The 16099-nt window shown below is 60.3% G+C and carries 15 protein-coding genes; 1 reads left to right on the forward strand and 14 read right to left on the reverse strand.

Going from position 1 to position 16099, the window contains the following annotated elements; all coding sequences use genetic code 11:
• Positions 1-16: 16 nt before the first annotated feature.
• The 3 genes from NTD87_RS06365 to NTD87_RS06375 all read right to left on the reverse strand — a co-directional run bounded on the left by NTD87_RS06365 (position 17) and on the right by NTD87_RS06375 (position 3297).
• The gene (locus tag NTD87_RS06365; protein ID WP_262112675.1) at positions 17-1132 is read right to left on the reverse strand and encodes a Gfo/Idh/MocA family protein; all 1116 of its coding nucleotides are present in this window, start codon (positions 1130-1132) and stop codon (positions 17-19) included.
• A gap of 291 nt (positions 1133-1423) precedes the next feature.
• Positions 1424-2191, reverse strand: a complete 768-nt coding sequence (locus NTD87_RS06370) for an SDR family oxidoreductase (RefSeq protein ID WP_262112676.1) — start codon at positions 2189-2191, stop codon at positions 1424-1426.
• A gap of 38 nt (positions 2192-2229) precedes the next feature.
• Positions 2230-3297: a phosphotransferase family protein gene (locus NTD87_RS06375; protein ID WP_262112677.1), complete on the reverse strand. Its 1068-nt coding sequence runs from the start codon at positions 3295-3297 to the stop codon at positions 2230-2232.
• Positions 3298-3486: 189 nt separating this feature from the next.
• Between NTD87_RS06375 and NTD87_RS06380 the strand changes: the two genes are divergently transcribed.
• Positions 3487-3879: a DUF4280 domain-containing protein gene (locus tag NTD87_RS06380; protein WP_262112678.1), complete on the forward strand. Its 393-nt coding sequence runs from the start codon at positions 3487-3489 to the stop codon at positions 3877-3879.
• Positions 3880-4108: 229 nt separating this feature from the next.
• Here the strand turns inward: NTD87_RS06380 and NTD87_RS06385 are convergent, their stop codons facing one another.
• The 11 genes from NTD87_RS06385 to tssC all read right to left on the reverse strand — a co-directional run bounded on the left by NTD87_RS06385 (position 4109) and on the right by tssC (position 16078).
• Positions 4109-4597, reverse strand: coding sequence for a toxin-antitoxin system YwqK family antitoxin (locus tag NTD87_RS06385; protein ID WP_410017472.1), 489 nt, complete (start codon positions 4595-4597; stop codon positions 4109-4111).
• Between the two features lie 66 nt (positions 4598-4663).
• A complete protein-coding gene (gene tssI, locus NTD87_RS06390) occupies positions 4664-6673 on the reverse strand; it encodes a type VI secretion system tip protein VgrG (protein WP_262112680.1) in 2010 nt (669 codons plus the stop codon).
• Between the two features lie 65 nt (positions 6674-6738).
• Positions 6739-6996: a YopT-type cysteine protease domain-containing protein gene (locus NTD87_RS28035; protein WP_410017470.1), complete on the reverse strand. Its 258-nt coding sequence runs from the start codon at positions 6994-6996 to the stop codon at positions 6739-6741.
• The gene (locus tag NTD87_RS06395) at positions 6927-7445 is read right to left on the reverse strand and encodes a hypothetical protein (protein ID WP_262112682.1); all 519 of its coding nucleotides are present in this window, start codon (positions 7443-7445) and stop codon (positions 6927-6929) included. Before NTD87_RS06395 ends, NTD87_RS28035 begins: the two co-directional genes overlap by 70 nt.
• A gap of 85 nt (positions 7446-7530) precedes the next feature.
• Positions 7531-8169, reverse strand: a complete 639-nt coding sequence (locus NTD87_RS06400) for a C58 family peptidase (RefSeq protein ID WP_262112683.1) — start codon at positions 8167-8169, stop codon at positions 7531-7533.
• A gap of 66 nt (positions 8170-8235) precedes the next feature.
• Positions 8236-10791 carry a type VI secretion system ATPase TssH gene (tssH, locus tag NTD87_RS06405; protein ID WP_262112685.1) on the reverse strand — a complete coding sequence of 852 codons (2556 nt, stop codon included), beginning with the start codon at positions 10789-10791 and terminating at the stop codon, positions 8236-8238.
• Positions 10792-10793: 2 nt separating this feature from the next.
• The gene (gene tssG, locus NTD87_RS06410; protein WP_262112686.1) at positions 10794-11819 is read right to left on the reverse strand and encodes a type VI secretion system baseplate subunit TssG; all 1026 of its coding nucleotides are present in this window, start codon (positions 11817-11819) and stop codon (positions 10794-10796) included.
• Positions 11783-13573, reverse strand: coding sequence for a type VI secretion system baseplate subunit TssF (gene tssF / locus NTD87_RS06415; RefSeq protein ID WP_262112687.1), 1791 nt, complete (start codon positions 13571-13573; stop codon positions 11783-11785). The genes tssG and tssF overlap by 37 nt, the downstream gene beginning before the upstream one ends.
• Positions 13557-14000, reverse strand: a complete 444-nt coding sequence (tssE, locus tag NTD87_RS06420; protein ID WP_262112688.1) for a type VI secretion system baseplate subunit TssE — start codon at positions 13998-14000, stop codon at positions 13557-13559. Before tssE ends, tssF begins: the two co-directional genes overlap by 17 nt.
• A gap of 15 nt (positions 14001-14015) precedes the next feature.
• Positions 14016-14516: an Hcp family type VI secretion system effector gene (locus NTD87_RS06425; protein WP_019690979.1), complete on the reverse strand. Its 501-nt coding sequence runs from the start codon at positions 14514-14516 to the stop codon at positions 14016-14018.
• Between the two features lie 74 nt (positions 14517-14590).
• Positions 14591-16078, reverse strand: a complete 1488-nt coding sequence (gene tssC, locus NTD87_RS06430; RefSeq protein ID WP_262112689.1) for a type VI secretion system contractile sheath large subunit — start codon at positions 16076-16078, stop codon at positions 14591-14593.
• Positions 16079-16099 lie beyond the last annotated feature (21 nt).

Below are 16099 nucleotides of genomic sequence, written 5' to 3' on the forward strand. Positions count from 1 at the left end.
AGGAGCGGTGCTGCGGTCAGACCTCCCTGATATTGACCCAGCGCTGTTCCCGCGCCGCCAGCCGAATCGCCGCCGCCAAGCGTTCCACTTCAAAGGCCTCCTCGAAATCAGTGCCGTCCTGGCCTTGCCCGGCCAAGGCCATGATCAGCTCATGCACTTCCAGCGTCTTCAACTCGTTGTATCCCAGTTGATGTCCCGGTGCAGGACTGAAAGCCGCGTAGCCGGGCAGGTTCGGCCCGGCCAGCATACGCTGGAAACCGTCCTGGCCGACGCGGCACAGGCGTAACTCATTCAAGCGTTCCTGATCGAACGCCAGGGTGCCTCGGGTGCCGCTGATCTCGAAGCTCAGGTGATTCTTGTAGCCGTGCTTGAGCCAACTGCTGCTGAAGGTGCCACGAGCGCCGCTGGCGAAGCGCAGCAGGGCGTGGGCCTGATCGTCGACGGCAATGCTGCGTTGTTCCTGGCTACCCGCCGTGGCTGGGCGCTGGCGATGCACCGTCTGGGTATCGGCGCACACGGCCTCGACATCGCCGAGCAGATGGCGTGCCATGGCCAGCAAGTGACTGCCCAGATCCGCCAGCGCGCCGCCGGCATGCCCGGCTTCACAGCGCCACGACCAGGGCGAACTCGGGTCAGCCATGAAGTCTTCGCTGAATTCGCCTTGAAAGCTGATGATCTCGCCGAGTTCACCGTTCGAAATCAACTCGCGAGCCAGACTGATGATCGGGTTGTGCTGGTAGTTGTAACCCACACGGGTGACCACGCCGGCTGCTTTGGCCGCCTGCTGCATGGCATTGGCCTGCTCGAGGCTGACGGCCAGAGGCTTTTCGCAGTACACCGGTTTTCCGGCGGCGATGGCGGCCATGGCCATCGGGTAGTGAAGATGGTTGGGGGTGGTGATGGCGATCAGGTTGACTTTGGGATCGTCGATCAACGACTGCCAGTCAGTGTGAGCCTGCTCGAAGCCCCAGGCATTGGCGCACACGTGTGCGCGAGCAGGATCGGCGTCGGCAAGGGCGGCGAGGCGAAGCGTGAAGGGCAGTTCGAATGCCGCACTGACGTTGCGAAAGGCCAGGGCGTGAGCACGGCCCATGAAGCCTGTGCCGATAAGTCCGATTCCGAGTTCGCGCATAACAGGGTCCTTTGGATTATTGTTTTCAGGATGCCTAGTTATGGAATAAATATTCCCTAAATGCAAATAATAGAATTAAAATTCAGTAATCGTGAGGCGACCTTTCCCCTGTAGCAGCTGCCGAGCCTGCGAGGCTGCGTTCGGCCGCGAAGCGGTCGTAAAATCAGGCAACGCGTTCCATAAGGCAAACCGCGTATGCCGGGTTTGCGAGGACTGCGTCCTCGAGCGCAGCCTCGCAGGCTCGGCAGCTGCTACGGGAGCAGTCATACCTATGCCGTAGGAGGCAGAGAATCAGGACAGGAACCCACCGTCCACATTCAACGAAACCCCTGTCGTATAGCTCGACGCATCACTCGCCAGATACAACACTGCGCCGGCCATTTCGCTCGGCTCAGCCACACGCTTGAGTGGGATTTGCTGCAACGCGGTCTTCAGAATCGCGTCGTTTTTCACCAGTGCCGAGGCGAACTTGGTGTCGGTCAGGCCTGGCAGCAGGGCGTTGCAGCGGATACCGAACTGCGCGCATTCCTTGGCGAACACTTTGGTCATGTTGATCACCGCCGCCTTGGTCACCGAGTAGATGCCCTGGAAGATGCCCGGTGAAATGCCATTGATCGATGCGACGTTGATGATGCTGCCACCACCGTGCTCGCGCATCAGCTTGCCGGCTTCCACCGACATGAAGAAGTAGCCGCGAATGTTCACGTCGACGGTTTTCTGGAAGGCGCTGAGGTCGGTGTCCAGTACGTTGCAGAACTGTGGGTTGGTCGCGGCGTTATTGACCAGGATGTCCAGACGACCGAATTGTTCGCGGATGCCGGCGAACACTTGAGTGATCTGTTCCATCTCACCGATGTGGCAGGCGATCGCAGTCGCTTTACCGCCCTCGGCGATGATTGCGTCGGCAACATGCTGACAGCCGTCGAGTTTGCGGCTCGACACGATCACATGAGCGCCTTGTTGGGCGAGCAGTTTGGCGATGGCTTCACCGATGCCACGGCTGGCGCCGGAGACGAAAGCGATTTTACCGTCGAGGTCGAACAACTGAGTCTTGGACATGGTTTTTCCTTGTGAGGGGCGTGGCGCCAGGTGCGCGATCAGAGGCTGGATTTCTGGATGACTTGCAGGCTCATCTGCTCAAGCAGTTTGTTCATGTGAATGAACTGCGCGAAGCGTTTGTCCTGGGTCTGGCCATGGAAGAAACGGTAGTAGATCTGCTGCACGATACCGGCCAGGCGGAACAGCCCGTAGGTGTAGTAGAAGTCGAAGTTGTCGATCCGGATTCCCGAGCGTTCGGCGTAGTAGTCGACAAACTCGCGACGGGTCAGCATGCCGGGGGCGTGGCTCGGTTGACGGCGCATCAGTTGCACCGGTGCCGGGTCGCCGGCTTCGATCCAGTAGGCGAGGGTGTTGCCCAGGTCCATCAGCGGATCGCCGAGGGTGGTCAGTTCCCAATCCAGTACGCCGATGATCTGCATCGGGTTGTTCGGGTCGAGGATCACGTTGTCGAAACGGTAGTCGTTGTGAACGATGCTCGACGTCAGGTGGTCGGCCGGCATCTTGTCGTTGAGCCAGTCTTTCACGGCTTGCCAGCTCGGCGCATCGGGGGTCAGGGCTTTTTCGTAACGATCGCTCCAGCCACGAATCTGCCGTGCGACATAACCTTCTGGCTTGCCCAGGTCGGCCAGGCCACAAGCCTGGTAATCGACGCGGTGCAGCTCGACGAATTTGTCGATGAAGCTCTTGCACAAGGCTTCGGTTTTAGCCGCGTCGAGGCCCAGTTCCGGCGGTAGATCAGAGCGCAGGATGATCCCGTTGACCCGTTCCATCACATAGAACTCGGCGCCGATCACCGACTCATCGGTGCAGTGCACGTAGGCCTTCGGGCAGTACGGGAAGCCGTCCTTGAGCTGGTTGAGAATGCGAAATTCACGGCCCATGTCGTGGGCGGATTTGGCCTTGTGGCCAAACGGCGGCCGACGTAGCACAAACTCCTGCTCGGGGTATTCCAGCAGGTAAGTCAGGTTTGAAGCGCCACCGGGGAACTGGCTGATCTGCGGCAATCCGCTAAGGCCGGGAATGTGCGCCTTGAGGTACGGATCGATCAGGCTGGCATCGAGTTCTTCGCCAGAGCGGATACGGGTGGACTGGTCAGTAAGCGCCATACTTATCCCTTCTGCTTATTTTGGAGGCCAGACATCATTGGCTAATCTAATGGCGCGCCGGGGGCGTCACAAGCGCGGCAAGGTCTTATAGGTTAGCGTGTTGCTGGATAATCAGCGTTCCTGATGTGCGAGAACAGGCTTGGCGGACTATGGTTCAGAGGAGCACCGCTTCCAGGAAGGAGATTCGACATGGGCTGTCCGCAAGTGTGCGCCACCGCGACCCTGCAATGCAGTTTCGGTGCGGCGCCAGCCGTACTCAACGTACTGCCGGTGAACCGCACGCTGACCGGGGGCATGCCGGCGGCGAACATCATGGATCACATTCCGCTGCTCAACATCATGCCGTTTGGTACGTGCATGAGCCCGGCCAATCCGATGGTCGCAGCGGCCACCGCCGCCGCCCTTGGGGTGCTGACGCCGATGCCGTGCATTCCGGCCACCGCCGCCCCGTGGATGCCCGGAGCGCCGACCCTGTTGTTGGGGGGAATGCCTGCCCTCGATGCCAACTGCAGCTTGATGTGCAACTGGGGCGGGGTGATCAAGATCGCGATGCCGGGGCAGATGCAGATGCTTATCCCCTGATTCGACTCAGATCGAATGTGGGAAGGGCCGGGCGACGTTCGCTTGCTCCGGGCGGCGATCCGACGAAGGCGGTGTTTCAGTCACCATTGATGCTGGATGTGCCGGCCTCTTCGCGAGCAGGCTCGCTCCCACAGGGGATCTCCATTGAACACAGCAGTTGTGTACGACGGCGATCAAAATGTGGGAGCGAGCCTGCTCGCGAAGGGGCCATCACATTCAATACAAGGCGTTAGGCTTGTGTCGGATCGGCCCAGCGTCGATACCACCAGCGCATTCGCGAGATCGGCTTGCCCTCGGCATCCAGCGGTCGTCCATCGCTGGCAAAGGCTTGCTCCGGTTCAAGCAACTGACCATTGAGGTAGCGGGCGTTGACGGCGGGTTTGCCGTTAGGGTGAAAACGCTGGTAAACCCCTTCACGTACGCCGTCGCGGTAACACTCCACTTCAGCCACTTGCCCATCGGGAAAATAGTTGCTTGCGTCGCCATGCAGCAGGCCTCGGCGATACGTGGCTTTGCGTTGCAGCCAACCCTGAGGGGCATAAAACGTCGCGACGCCCTGTAGCTTGTCGTGCACAAAAGGCATCTGTGCCGACAGCTTGCCGTTGGGGTGATACAGCAGGCTCATCCCTTGCAGTTCGCCCTGGCTGTAATTCAAGGCTGCCTGGGGCTTTCCGGCTTCCTTGATGTGCAGCGGGCCTTCCAGTTGGCCGTCGAGCATTCGTCCGTTGAGCTGGCTGTCACCGCGTTCCAGTTCCAGTTTGTCTGATGACACCTCTGTCACTCCTCAATTGACCTTCACCAGTCCGCCCTTGATGGTCAGCATGCCGCCGCCGTCCACGGTCTGCTCGGCACCGCCCTTGTTCATCAGGCTGACCCCGGCGTCGTTGGTCAGCGTGGTGCCAGCCTTGTTGGTCAGTTCCGTACCCGCCTGGTTGCTCAGGGCGGTGCCGGCCTTCTGACTGATCGAGGTGCTCGCCTGGGCCGCCAGATCGGCGCCGCTCTTGATCGCGAAACTGCCGCCGCTTTGCAGCGTGAGGGTGCCGGTCACCTTGATGGTCAGGTTGCCGTCCACCGTCAGGCTGTAATCTCCGGTGACCTTGTGTTCGTAGTTGCCGCCAGTGCTGTGGGTCTGATTGGCGCCGACCTTCACCGTGCGGCTGTCCTTCACATCCAGGCTGTCGCTGCCGGTCTGGATGGTGACGCTGCGTTTGCCTTTCTCCAGGGTCACGGTTTCGTCGCCTTCCTTCACCGTACGGGTGCGGGCGTTTTTCACCGTCAGGGTTTCGTCGTGGCCGACGGTGGCAGTGGTGTCGTTGAGCACATTGATTTTGAAGTCCTTCTGCGCCTGCAAAAAAACCTCTTCGGCGTCCTTCTTGTCCTCGAAACGCAACTCGTTGAAACCGCCGCCGCCCTTGGACGAGTTGGTCTTGATCCCGGATTGGGTCTGATTCGCCGGCAGGGCATAGGGTAGGGCGTTGTCGCCGTTATAGACGCAACCAGTGACCAGTGGCCGGTCCGGGTCGCCATCGATAAAGGTCACGATCACCTCTTGGTCAATGCGTGGTACGAACTGCATGCCGAAGCCTTTGCCGCTCCAGGGCAACACCACCCGCACCCAGCAAGAGCTGGTTTCGTTGTTTTTACCTTCGCGGTCCCAGGGGAACTGGATCTTGATTCGTCCGTATTGGTCGGTCCAGATTTCCTCACCGGATTTGCCCACCACCAGCGCCGTTTGGGTGTGCATCCGCGGTTTGGGTGTGAGCCGCGCCGGACGATAAGGTGTGGCTTTGGGAATGGCTTCGAAGCGATTGCGGTAGCTGTCGTGGCTGGCCTCGTGTGTGACCGCTGTTACCACCCAATCGATATTCAGTGACGCGTCATCGTGGCCGGCTAACGTAAACCAGTGCCCCGGCACCAACCAACGGCAATCGCTCTCGCCGACAAAACGTTTCTCCTGACTGCGCAAACCGTCCACACGTTGCTTGGTCAGCGCATCGCCACGAGCCTTGGCGTTATAACCGCCCGGATGCTCGTACATCGACCGTGGCCCGGCCACCGCTTCGGCCTGGTCGTAGAGCGACGTGGTCGGGGTGGTGAATTCATAATCCGTCGCCCGATACCCCCCGGCTACCGCCTGTACACATACCTGGCCTGCGCGAATGCCATGCAATTCGCGCCCGCCGATTTTTTGCCCGAGATACGTCACCTTCGGCCCATTGGGGATGGGCACGAAGGCATCGTTGCTGTCCCCGAGCACCAGCGTGTGCTTGCCATCCTCGTGAGTGAAGAACCAGAAAATTCCTTCCTCCTCCAGCAACCGCGAGACGAAGGCAAAGTCGGTTTCGGCGTATTGCACGCAGTACTCGCGTGGGGTGTAGCTGCCGGTGAGTTTCAACTGGAAATCGGTGAAGCCGTGGGCCTTGAAGATTGTGGTGACGATGTCCGAGGTGGCGAGGTTCTGGAACACCCGGTTGTTGCTAGCGAGGGTCAGCCACCAGAGCCAGGGACGCAGCACTAGCTGATAGCGCTCAGCGGTGGCGTCGGCGGGGAGTTGGCGGATTTCCGCGACCAGTGCGTCGAAGGGGCGAGTCAGGGCGTCGTTGTGCAGGGTGGTGGTGACGTGGGTCGAGACGGCGCTGCTCAGGGTCAGTGAAGTGCCGTCGTTGAGACCGTTGAGGGTTTGCGAACTTAGGGCGTTGAGCGCTTCTTCGCCGGACAGTGACTCAGGGTAAAGCGCCGACAGCGAGGTGGCGGTGAGGGAGAGGGGGGTGTTGCTGTCGGTGGTTCGTGGCATTAAGCAATCTCAGTGGGTGATCAATGATTCAGCATAATCGTGAAAATATATTGGCTTCTTACGTGTCATCTGAACTGTACAACCCACCAGTGCTGATTCAGATCAGAATAGTTTTGGATGATGTGATTTAAGAGCCAAGGAATAAAGTCATCTTGTCCGTTACTGCGAAACTCACCAAAATTCGGGTCGAAAAAACTAATATGACCGCGATTAGTAACTTCATAAGCAAGGGCGTGACCATCGTCAGGTCCCGTTAAGGCAATGATTCCGATGATGGGGGGGCGCTGAGTCTGAACGCTGCGTCTGTTAACTGAGTAACCCACTGGGCAGTGAGCAGGTTGTTGGAGAAGCCTACCTTGTCATCCAGAAGTACCATCGCATTATTTCTTGCCCATTGACTCATTTTTTCCAAACGGTTGGCGTAGGCCCGCATATTGTTAATCTGGCCCTGAGCAGTGGCGACTGTTGATATGGCTTCACCCTGATCGTCCCTGTATTTATAGCCCGAATTGAACATAGGGTTGGCGTGCCCGGGATTATTCGCAATGTTCTGAAGGACGTCAGTTTGCGTGACATTCATCCAGTTCGCGATTTCAAGTTTTTGATCTTCAGTATGAACGGACTGGTTGAATTGCAGCGCATTATCCTTTGCTTTGCGTCGCGCGCACCATTTCATTGAGAGGGCCAGGCAGGCGCCCTCACCAAAATCGGCAAGTGCCGCGCTATTGGCGATAGTATTTGCTTGATCGTAATGAAACAGTTGCCAGACCATACGAATGCTCCTCTTCTTAATGTTGAGAACATTAAAAAGGGGACAGATTTATTTTTTGTAGTGGAAATAAATTTGTCCCCTCTCTCTAGCTAAATCCCCAGAGGCGATAGCCTGTTGATAGTCCTTGACTGTAAGCAGTCGCTACAGCGCTTAGACAAAGTGATACACCTTCACTTCCCTCTAGTTTGAACTCGCCAAAGTTGGGGTCAAAAAATACGCAGCTACTGCTTTTTCCGAAAAAGACCCAGGGTCTGTAAAAGGCCACGGAATGCCCGCCCAGTGTGCCTTTGATAGATAAAATGAAATATCGATAGCCTGAAGTCAGTACGCGTTGTCCGATGGGGATTCCATCATCGGCAAACCCTTGATAGGTTTGTGCTTTTCGTTCTCCTAATGTTCCCAATCCTCCATTTTTTAGAGCTAACAGCGTTGCGTCAGAGGGTGCATCAGGCGTGTCGCCGCTGATGTTCAGATACTCGGTCTGGAAGTCTGAAGCCTCGCGTGCGGTCTTCTGCTCATGAAACAGACTCGTCGTGATAGTGGGTGACACAATTTCTTCAAGATAGTCTTTACCGTTTTTCTTGGCGATCAGCCAGGCGGTGCAAACACCTCGACATATACCCTCTCTATTGTCACCGACAAGTTTCAGAAAACTCGACTGGCCGAAATTGTAGATGCCTTCACCGTGTCCCTTGATCGCCTTGCAAATAGCGTCATAGCTCATGATGCCTCCTTATGTTCCAACAGTGCTCGGCCGCCAGGCGCTCAGGTGCGCTCGGGTGGGCATGTCCTATTCCAACACCCACTCCGCCAACTTCCCCGTCACCTGCGTCATCAACACATTTTCAACATCCCGTGCACCCGCAGCGCTGCACTTGGCCAACACCGCCTGCACAATCCCGGCATCAAATTCAAACTGTTTCCCGGTCGCGACCTTATACCGCCCACGCAACTTTTCAAGCTTGGCGAGCACAATCCCTTCCAGCGTCACCTCATCCAGCGGCCGGTAAGCAACCACGGTCATGCGCGCCAGAAACGCCGGGCGAAACGCTTGCAGCAGGACTTTATGCAGCGCTTCGTTAAACGCATCGGTGCCGAGTTGCGCCACGGGGGTATCGAGCAGCAGTTCGGCGCCGACATTGCTGGTGGCCAACATCACGGTATTTTTGAAGTCCACCACCAGCCCGGTGCCATCCTCCATTACGCCTTTGTCGAACACGTTGTAAAACGCCTCCAGCACATCCGGGTGGGCTTTTTCGATTTCGTCCAGCAGCACCACGGAATAAGGTTTGCGTCGCACGGCTTCGGTGAGTACGCCGCCGCTGCCGTAGCCGACGTAGCCGGGTGGGGCGCCTTTGAGTTGGCTGACGGTGTGGGCTTCCTGGTATTCCGAGAGGTTGATGCTGATCAGGTTGCGCTCACCGCCATACAAGGCGTCGGCAAGGGCGTAGGCGGTTTCGGTTTTGCCGACGCCGGTGGGGCCGACCAGCAGGAATACACCAACCGGTTTTTGCGGGTCGGTGAGGCCGGCGCGATACGCCTGCAAGCGCTGGGCGATGGTGCCGAGGGCGATGCTTTGGCCCATGACCCGTTGGCCCATGCGTTGACCGAGGGTGCGCACCGCGTGGGCTTCGTCGGCGAGCATCTTGCCGACCGGGATGCCGGTCCAGCCGGCAATCACTGCCGCGACGGTTTTCGTGTCGACCTGTTCCGGCACCAGCGGGTCGTCCTGGCGGATGGCGTCGAGGCCGGCTTCCAGGCGCAGCAGTTCGGCGGCCAGGTGGTCGATGCGCCCGTCGGTGGCTTCGTCCGGCTTCTCGTTGTCGGCGCGTTCGCTCAAGGCCAGCAGTTCACGGCGGGTGTCGAGCAGTTCGCGCACGGCGACGCGTTCTTCGCTCCAGCGGATCTCCAGTTCGCGAATGGCCTGTACGTTGCTGGTGGACTCGGTCTCGAGCAAGGTAATGCGTTCACGGTGATCCAGGCCGGTGGCCTGTTCCCGGCGCAGGCGTTCGACTTCATCCTTGAGGCTGTTCTGCCGATGACGCAGGCTTTCCAGTGGCGGCGGAACGTCGTGCTGGCCGAGGGCGACCCGGGCGCACGCGGTGTCGAGCACGCTGATGGCCTTGTCAGGCAGTTGCCGGCCAGAGATGTAGCGGTGGGACAGCTTCACCGCTTCATGAATCGCCGCATCCAATACCTGCACGCCGTGGTGCTGTTCGAGTTTCGCGGCGACGCCACGGAGCATTTCCACGGCGGTGATTTCATCCGGCTCTTCGACTTGCACCAGTTGGAAGCGTCGAGCGAGGGCCGGGTCTTTCTCGAAGTATTTTTTGTACTCGAGCCACGTAGTGGCGGCCAGGGTCCGCAGTTCGCCACGGGCCAGCGCCGGTTTGAGCAGGTTGGCGGCGTCGCTTCCACCCTCGACACCGCCGGCGCCGATCAGGGTGTGAGCCTCGTCGATGAACAGGATGATGGGTTTTTCCGCGTTGCGGACTGCATCGATCACCCCTTTGAGTCGTTGCTCGAATTCGCCTTTGACCCCGGCGCCGGCCTGCAACAGGCCGAGGTCGAGGACCCGCAGGCTGACTTCCTGCAAGGACGGCGGCACGTCCCCGGCGGCGATGCGCAGGGCCAGGCCTTCGACCACCGCGGTTTTGCCGACGCCCGGGGCGCCGACCAGGATCGGGTTGTTCTGGCGACGGCGCAGCAGGATGTCGATGCACTGGCGAATTTCGCCGTCACGCCCGACGATGGGATCGATGCGCCCGGCATGGGCGTCGGCGGTCAGGTCCTGGGTGAACTGATCGAGCACCGAGTCTTGTTTCTGCTGGGGTTTGCCGGCGGTTGCGGCGACCGCTACCGCACGAGCACCGCCGACGTGCTCGCGGGAGCTTTCGGTCCATTCCAGCAGGTTGCTGCGCAGGGCGTCCCGAGGAATGCGCAGCAGCGATGAAGCACTGTTGAGCAGCAGGCTACGACGTTCGTCACGGTCGAGCAGCGCCAACAGCAGCAAGCCGGAGCGGATGCTCTCAAGGCCGAGCACACTGGCGTGCACCACGGCGTCCTCCAACAGGCCAATGGTTTGCGCCGAGAGTGCCGGGGTGCGGGTGCTGCCAGTCTTGAACAACTCCAGGGCCTTGTTGATTTCCGCCGTCAGGGCATCGCGTTCCAGGCCGAAGCGCGGCAGCAGGTAAGCGAAGTCACCGCCTTCGATCTCCAGCAGTTCGAGCAACAGGTGCTCGATTTCAACGTAATGGTGACCCCGTTGCAGGCAACGCTGGGCGGCCCGTTCCAGGGCGCGGCGGTTGTCCGGGTTGAGGCGTCCGATCAGGCTGGCCAGTTCCATGTTCAGGTGTTCTCCCGCTGACGAAGACGAGTCTCGATGCGTTGCACGGCAAGGCTGGATTGGCGTTGCAGGCCGCCGTTCCAGCTCAACAGCGGCGGTGACTGGCGGCCGAGTTTTATCGGGCTGGCGCCACGCACCAGTAACACCAACGTGCAATCCAGGTCCGGACCGAAATACAGGGCGCTGAGGCTGGCCAGGGCGGGGTGCGCGTCACCGTCCGGCAAGTAGGCGGCGGCCTGGGCGGGTGTCAGCGGGCCCAGGGTCAGACGGATTCCGGCATGCTCGTCCCAGACCCGCGTGCCGGCCACGGCGCTGCGCCCCAGTTGCAGGTTGCGACCACCCGGCTGCAAGCGGCTGCGACTGGCCGGTGGAATCTCGCGCCAGGCGCCGTTATAGGCGCTGAGCTCGACCGGCAATTTAAACTGTTCGCGCACCATCGCGGCAAAGCCTGCGAGCGAACGGCGTCCGTCGGCGAACAGCGCGCTGCACGCCAGCACGCTGGCATCGGGAATCGCCAGGCGTTCATGCAGAGATTTGGGCAGCAGGCCGGTCAACGCTCGTAACTGAGCGTGCACTGGTGTAGCACCTGGCACTGAAAAGCCCACGGCAATCCGGTGTTTGCGCAGCACTTTGTAAAGCAGGCTGAGCAGCCGATGCTGGAACAGATCAAGGAACTCGGCCGGTGCGTGGTCCTTGGCGCGGGCCCGTTGTTGCAGCCATTCCTGATAGGCGTAGGGCAATGGTCCGTCTGGCCCGCCGAGGCCAAAAACCGGGGTGGTGAGGGTCGGTTTGTGGCCATTTTCGTCGGTCAGGCTTTCAATCTGGCTGGCGGCGAACAGCGGCGTCAGCGGGCCGCGCAGACGCAGCGCTTCTGCCTGCGGTGCGGTGCCGCTGCCCAACGATTCGGCTTGTGGATGCTCGCGTTCGAGCAGCAACAAGGCCTGCAACAGCTCGAACGCCTGGGGATCTCGGCGCAGCCGTTGGCTCAGGCTCAAAGGGAGAGCGGCATGCCGGCTTGGGGTTGCCATGCCTTGATCTCCTTGTCTGACTCAACCAGTACCGTGCGCACGAAGCGATTGGCCGTGGCATAGAGTGAGAAAAATTGCGCCAGCACCGCTGAAAACAGCACCGCGCTACTGCCGACAAAATGCTGCGGATCGAGTTGCAGGCGAACTTCCAGCCCATTGCGCCACCCGCGCCAGGCGTCTTCACCGACATGCGCGATGACACGCTCACAGCCCAGGCTCATCAGGCCTTCGATTTGTCTCCGGGCGCTGGTCTCGTCTCGCAGGTTATGCAGCGCCAGGATTTCCTTGAGCGCGTCCAGCGCCTGGGGACCTTCGACCAATGACAAATGGTTGAGGGTCAGTTGCGAGACCAGCCGCCAGCGTGATTCACCGTCCAGACGCGGCAGGCTTTGCGGGCTCGGTGGATTACGCAAACGCGCCGAGGCGATCGGCCCCGGCCGCTCGAAGCCCAGCGGCGTTCCGGCCGACAGGCTCTGAGCCAGGTGTCGATTGGTGCAGAGCAGCTCGGCGGTAAGGCTGAGTTCAGCAACCTGCGCAAACGGATCTAGCTGAGTGTCCACCAGACTCAGCATCAGGTCGGTGCCCAACCGGTTCGGGGTCATGCCGCTGATGCGCCGGGCGTACCAGTAACAGCGATGGTTGCCACCGTGCCGGCTGCCGTAATACGCCGGCACGCGCTGTACCCCCTGAGGGGTGCTGGCGCGCATGGCCCGAATGCTGTGGATTTCGACGCTGTTTTCCCGATGGCTGTCGGCGACCAAGCGGTATTCGCTGCGAGTGCCGTCCGGGCGTAGCGGCTCGGAAGTCCGTGGAAACAGGTTGATCACCGGCGCACAGCCCAACGCAATGTCGCTGGCTTGCAAGTGCAGGCGGCTGGCGGGCGCGTGGTCGAAAACGATGTAGAGATGCAGTGTCTGGCTGTCGCTGATTGCACCCGCCAATGGCACGTCGAAAAAATTGAACTTGTCGGCAAAGGCAAAGTACTCAGCGAGTAAACGCATTCCCGGATGCACGCCGTCTTCATCGGGTAGCAGGACTTCATCGTTGGCGAAACCGACGACTTGCGGCAACCCAGCCAATCGCTTCGGCACGCTGCCCGGTGGTCCGGCGAGGAGCTGAATCGCATGGGCACCGAGCAAATCGTACAGGTTGGCGTTGATCACCGGCGACGCGGCCAGGTGCAGGCGCAACTGCTCGATGCCGAGCTCTGCCCACTGGTGCTTGCCCAGGCAGTTCAGGCTCAAGCGCAGGGCTGAGCGTGCCAGGGCGACGCCGGTCAGGGCCTGGGCTTCGTGGCTTCCCAGCAGCAGTGCTTCGTCGATTTCCAGCGGCCAGAGGTGAACGGCCGCACTGGTGCGAAAGTGGATGTTTTCACCTTTGCGGGTAGTGACGAACAACGGCGTGTCGCGCGGCAACGGGTAACCGCCGGCCAGGTTGCCCTTGCTCGGATCCGGCTCGAATTGCACGATGGCGCAGGACGGCAGCGGCCGCATCGTCAATGGATACAGTTGTTCCAGCAGCGCGTCACTGAACTCGGCGTAATCGTCGTCGAGCCGCCGTTGCAGGCGCGCAGCCAGCAAGGCGAAACCCTCCAGCAAGCGTTCGACATGCGGGTCCGGGCATTCGCCGGGGGACAGCTCCAGGCGTCTGGCAACCTTGGGATAGCGTTCGGCGAAAATGCTCCCCGCATGGCGCAGCCAGGTCAGCTCCCGTTGGTAGTAATCGAGCAGTTCTGTGTCAATCGAGTCGCTCATGGCGCACCTCAAGGCCATCGCCGGCTTTCTCGATGACGAATGCGACAGGCCAATGCTGCTTGCCGCTGCGTAGCTCTCCTTGCAATCTGATGCTCAGTTGTTGCGGATGTTCGGGTACGGGTGTGACGTCGACCTCGCCCAGTTGCAGGCGCGGTTCGAAGTGGTCGATGGCTTCGCGAATCTGCCGCGCCAGCTGACGCCGGTCATCGCTGCGCTGTTGCTGCAGTGCAGTCCAGTCAGCGATGCCGTAGTCAAGCACACTCGGCGGCGTGGTCAGCGGGCGCTGGCCACGGCGGGTGTTGAACAAACGCAGTAACTCGATACGGACCGACTCCAACAGTGCCTGGCGATCGAACGCCAGCACGGTGTCCGCCTCGCTGGCGGCAAGGCGTTCGAACAGCGGCGGCAGAATGCCGGTGCCGGTCATTGTCGTGGTACTCCGTCAGCCCTTGATCAGCTTGTTGGCGGCCAGGTCCCAGGTCGAAGCGGCCGTGCCTTCCTTGGTGCCATCGTCTTTCTGGGCGGTCAGTTCCCACTTGATCTTGGTGAAGTTCAGCGAGAGGGTTTCCACCGGTTTACCGCCTGTACCGCCGCTGACACTGACGTTGGACAGCACCACGTTGGTCAGGGTGTAGATGATGAAGGGCATCAATTGGCCGCTGCCTTCGGCCGCGTTGCGCCCGATGGTGATCTTGGCTTCCGGGATCGGTTTGCCGGCGCAGCAGTACTCATTGAGAGACGGGGTCGAGCTGTCGACGAACTTGGTCAGCGTGAACTCGCCGATGTGCGGCTTGCCGGAGGTGCGCTCCGAGTTGCTGACGTCGTTGGTCACCTGCATGGCCACGTTGTGGCTGTAGGACATGACTTCGATCTTGTCCTTGTAACCTTCGAGCAGACTGTCGCCTTTGATGTCACCGCCAAGGTCGAGAATGATTGCATCCATCGCATGGAACTCCTGAAAGTAGTCGCGCTAGATAAGCGAAGAGAATCCCGCCGGCCAGGCCGGCGGGAGGCAGGTCAGGCTGCTACCGGTGGCGGCAGGGTGGCGACCAGGCGGATCGAGGCCGTCAGCTCTTCGAGCTGGAAGTGCGGCCGCAGAAACACCGTGGCTCGATAGGCGCCTGGTTTGCCGGCGATTTCCGAGACATCCACCCGGGCTTCACGCAGGGGGTACTGCGCCTTGATTTCCTGTGGGGCGTTGTCGTTGATCAGCACGTAGTCGGCGATCCAGTTGTTGAGGTAGGTCTGCACGTTGTCGCGGGTCATGAAGCTGCCGACCTTGTCGCGCATGATGACCTTCAGGTAATGCGCGAAGCGGGACGCCGCAAGCACATAGGGCAACATGGCCGAGATCCGCGCGTTGGCGTTCGCCTCGTTGGTGTTGTAGGCCTTGGACTTGTTGGTGGTCTGACCACCGAAGAACACCGCCACGTCGCTGTTTTTCTTGTGGCACAAGGCGATGAAGCCGAGGTCGTTGAGCTCTTTCTCGCGACGGTCGGTGATCGCCACTTCGGTTGGGCATTTGAGCGACAGATCGCCCGAGGTGGTACGGAACGTGTGGGCGGGCAGTCCTTCGACCGCGCCACCGCCTTCGGCACCACGAATCGCCGCGCACCAACCGTATTTGGCGAAGGCCTCGGTGATGCGTTGCGACAGGGCCCAGGCCGCATTGCCCCAGAGGTATTTGCTGTGGTCGCTGCCGTTGACGTCTTCGACGTAGGTCATGCCTTCCACCGGCGAGGTTTCCGGACCGTAAGGCAGGCGCAGCAGGAAGTGCGGCAGCACCAGCGACACGTAGCGTGAGTCTTCGCTTTCACGGAAGGAGCGCCACTTGATCAGCTCCTGGCTCTCGAAGACTTTCGACAGGTCACGCGGCACCGCGAGCTCGGTGAAGCTGTGCATGTCGAACAGTCGCGGGCTGGCAGCGGCAATGAACGGGGCATGGGCCGCGGCGGCGACGTTCGAGAGTTTCTCCAGCAGACTAATGTCTTCTGGGTTCCGGCCGAAGGTGTAGTCACCCACCAGCAGGCTGAACGGGTGACCACCAAAGGTCCCGTATTCTTCTTCGTAGATCTTTTTGAACAGCGCGCTCTGGTCGAACTCGACGGCTTTTTGCAGATCGTTCTGCAGTTCTTTCTGGTTCACGTTGAGCAAGCGCAGTTTGAGCCGGGAACTGGTTTCGGTGTTTTGCACCAGCAGGTGCAAACCACGCCAGGACGCTTCGAGTTTTTGCAGGTCCGGATGGTGCAGGACCTCGTTGAGCTGAGCGCTGATCAGCTCGTCGATCCGGCTGATGCGGTCATTGATCATCGCCACGGTGTCCTTGTCGACGGCCATGCCTTTGTCAAGAACCTGGGTGGCGAACTCCGCGAGCATGTCGCGGGCGTAATCCTTCTGGCTGTCGTCGTGGGCCATTCGCCCTTCGGCGATGATTCGGTCGAGCAGAGACAAGGTCTCGTTCACACTCTCGCTGGCTTGGGCCTGGGCGCTGGATGAGGCGGGCATGGCAATTTCTCCCTAAATGAA

The organism is Pseudomonas sp. 6D_7.1_Bac1 (assembly GCF_025465945.1).
Lineage (GTDB): Bacteria > Pseudomonadota > Gammaproteobacteria > Pseudomonadales > Pseudomonadaceae > Aquipseudomonas.

Bases quoted from the DNA above. Each gene is read 5' to 3' on its own strand.
- tssC (WP_262112689.1), bottom strand. From the start codon at position 16,078: ATGCCCGCCTCATCCAGCGCCCAGGCCCAAGCCAGCGAGAGTGTGAAC.
- tssE (WP_262112688.1), bottom strand. From the start codon at position 14,000: ATGACCGGCACCGGCATTCTGCCGCCGCTGTTCGAACGCCTTGCCGCC.
- NTD87_RS06400 (WP_262112683.1), bottom strand. From the start codon at position 8,169: ATGAGCTATGACGCTATTTGCAAGGCGATCAAGGGACACGGTGAAGGC.
- NTD87_RS06425 (WP_019690979.1), bottom strand. From the start codon at position 14,516: ATGGATGCAATCATTCTCGACCTTGGCGGTGACATCAAAGGCGACAGT.
- NTD87_RS06365 (WP_262112675.1), bottom strand. From the start codon at position 1,132: ATGCGCGAACTCGGAATCGGACTTATCGGCACAGGCTTCATGGGCCGT.
- tssG (WP_262112686.1), bottom strand. From the start codon at position 11,819: ATGGCAACCCCAAGCCGGCATGCCGCTCTCCCTTTGAGCCTGAGCCAA.
- tssI (WP_262112680.1), bottom strand. From the start codon at position 6,673: ATGCCACGAACCACCGACAGCAACACCCCCCTCTCCCTCACCGCCACC.
- tssF (WP_262112687.1), bottom strand. From the start codon at position 13,573: ATGAGCGACTCGATTGACACAGAACTGCTCGATTACTACCAACGGGAG.
- NTD87_RS06385 (WP_410017472.1), bottom strand. From the start codon at position 4,597: ATGCTCGACGGCCAACTGGAAGGCCCGCTGCACATCAAGGAAGCCGGA.
- NTD87_RS06395 (WP_262112682.1), bottom strand. From the start codon at position 7,445: ATGGTCTGGCAACTGTTTCATTACGATCAAGCAAATACTATCGCCAAT.
- NTD87_RS06375 (WP_262112677.1), bottom strand. From the start codon at position 3,297: ATGGCGCTTACTGACCAGTCCACCCGTATCCGCTCTGGCGAAGAACTC.
- NTD87_RS06380 (WP_262112678.1), top strand. From the start codon at position 3,487: ATGGGCTGTCCGCAAGTGTGCGCCACCGCGACCCTGCAATGCAGTTTC.
- tssH (WP_262112685.1), bottom strand. From the start codon at position 10,791: ATGGAACTGGCCAGCCTGATCGGACGCCTCAACCCGGACAACCGCCGC.
- NTD87_RS06370 (WP_262112676.1), bottom strand. From the start codon at position 2,191: ATGTCCAAGACTCAGTTGTTCGACCTCGACGGTAAAATCGCTTTCGTC.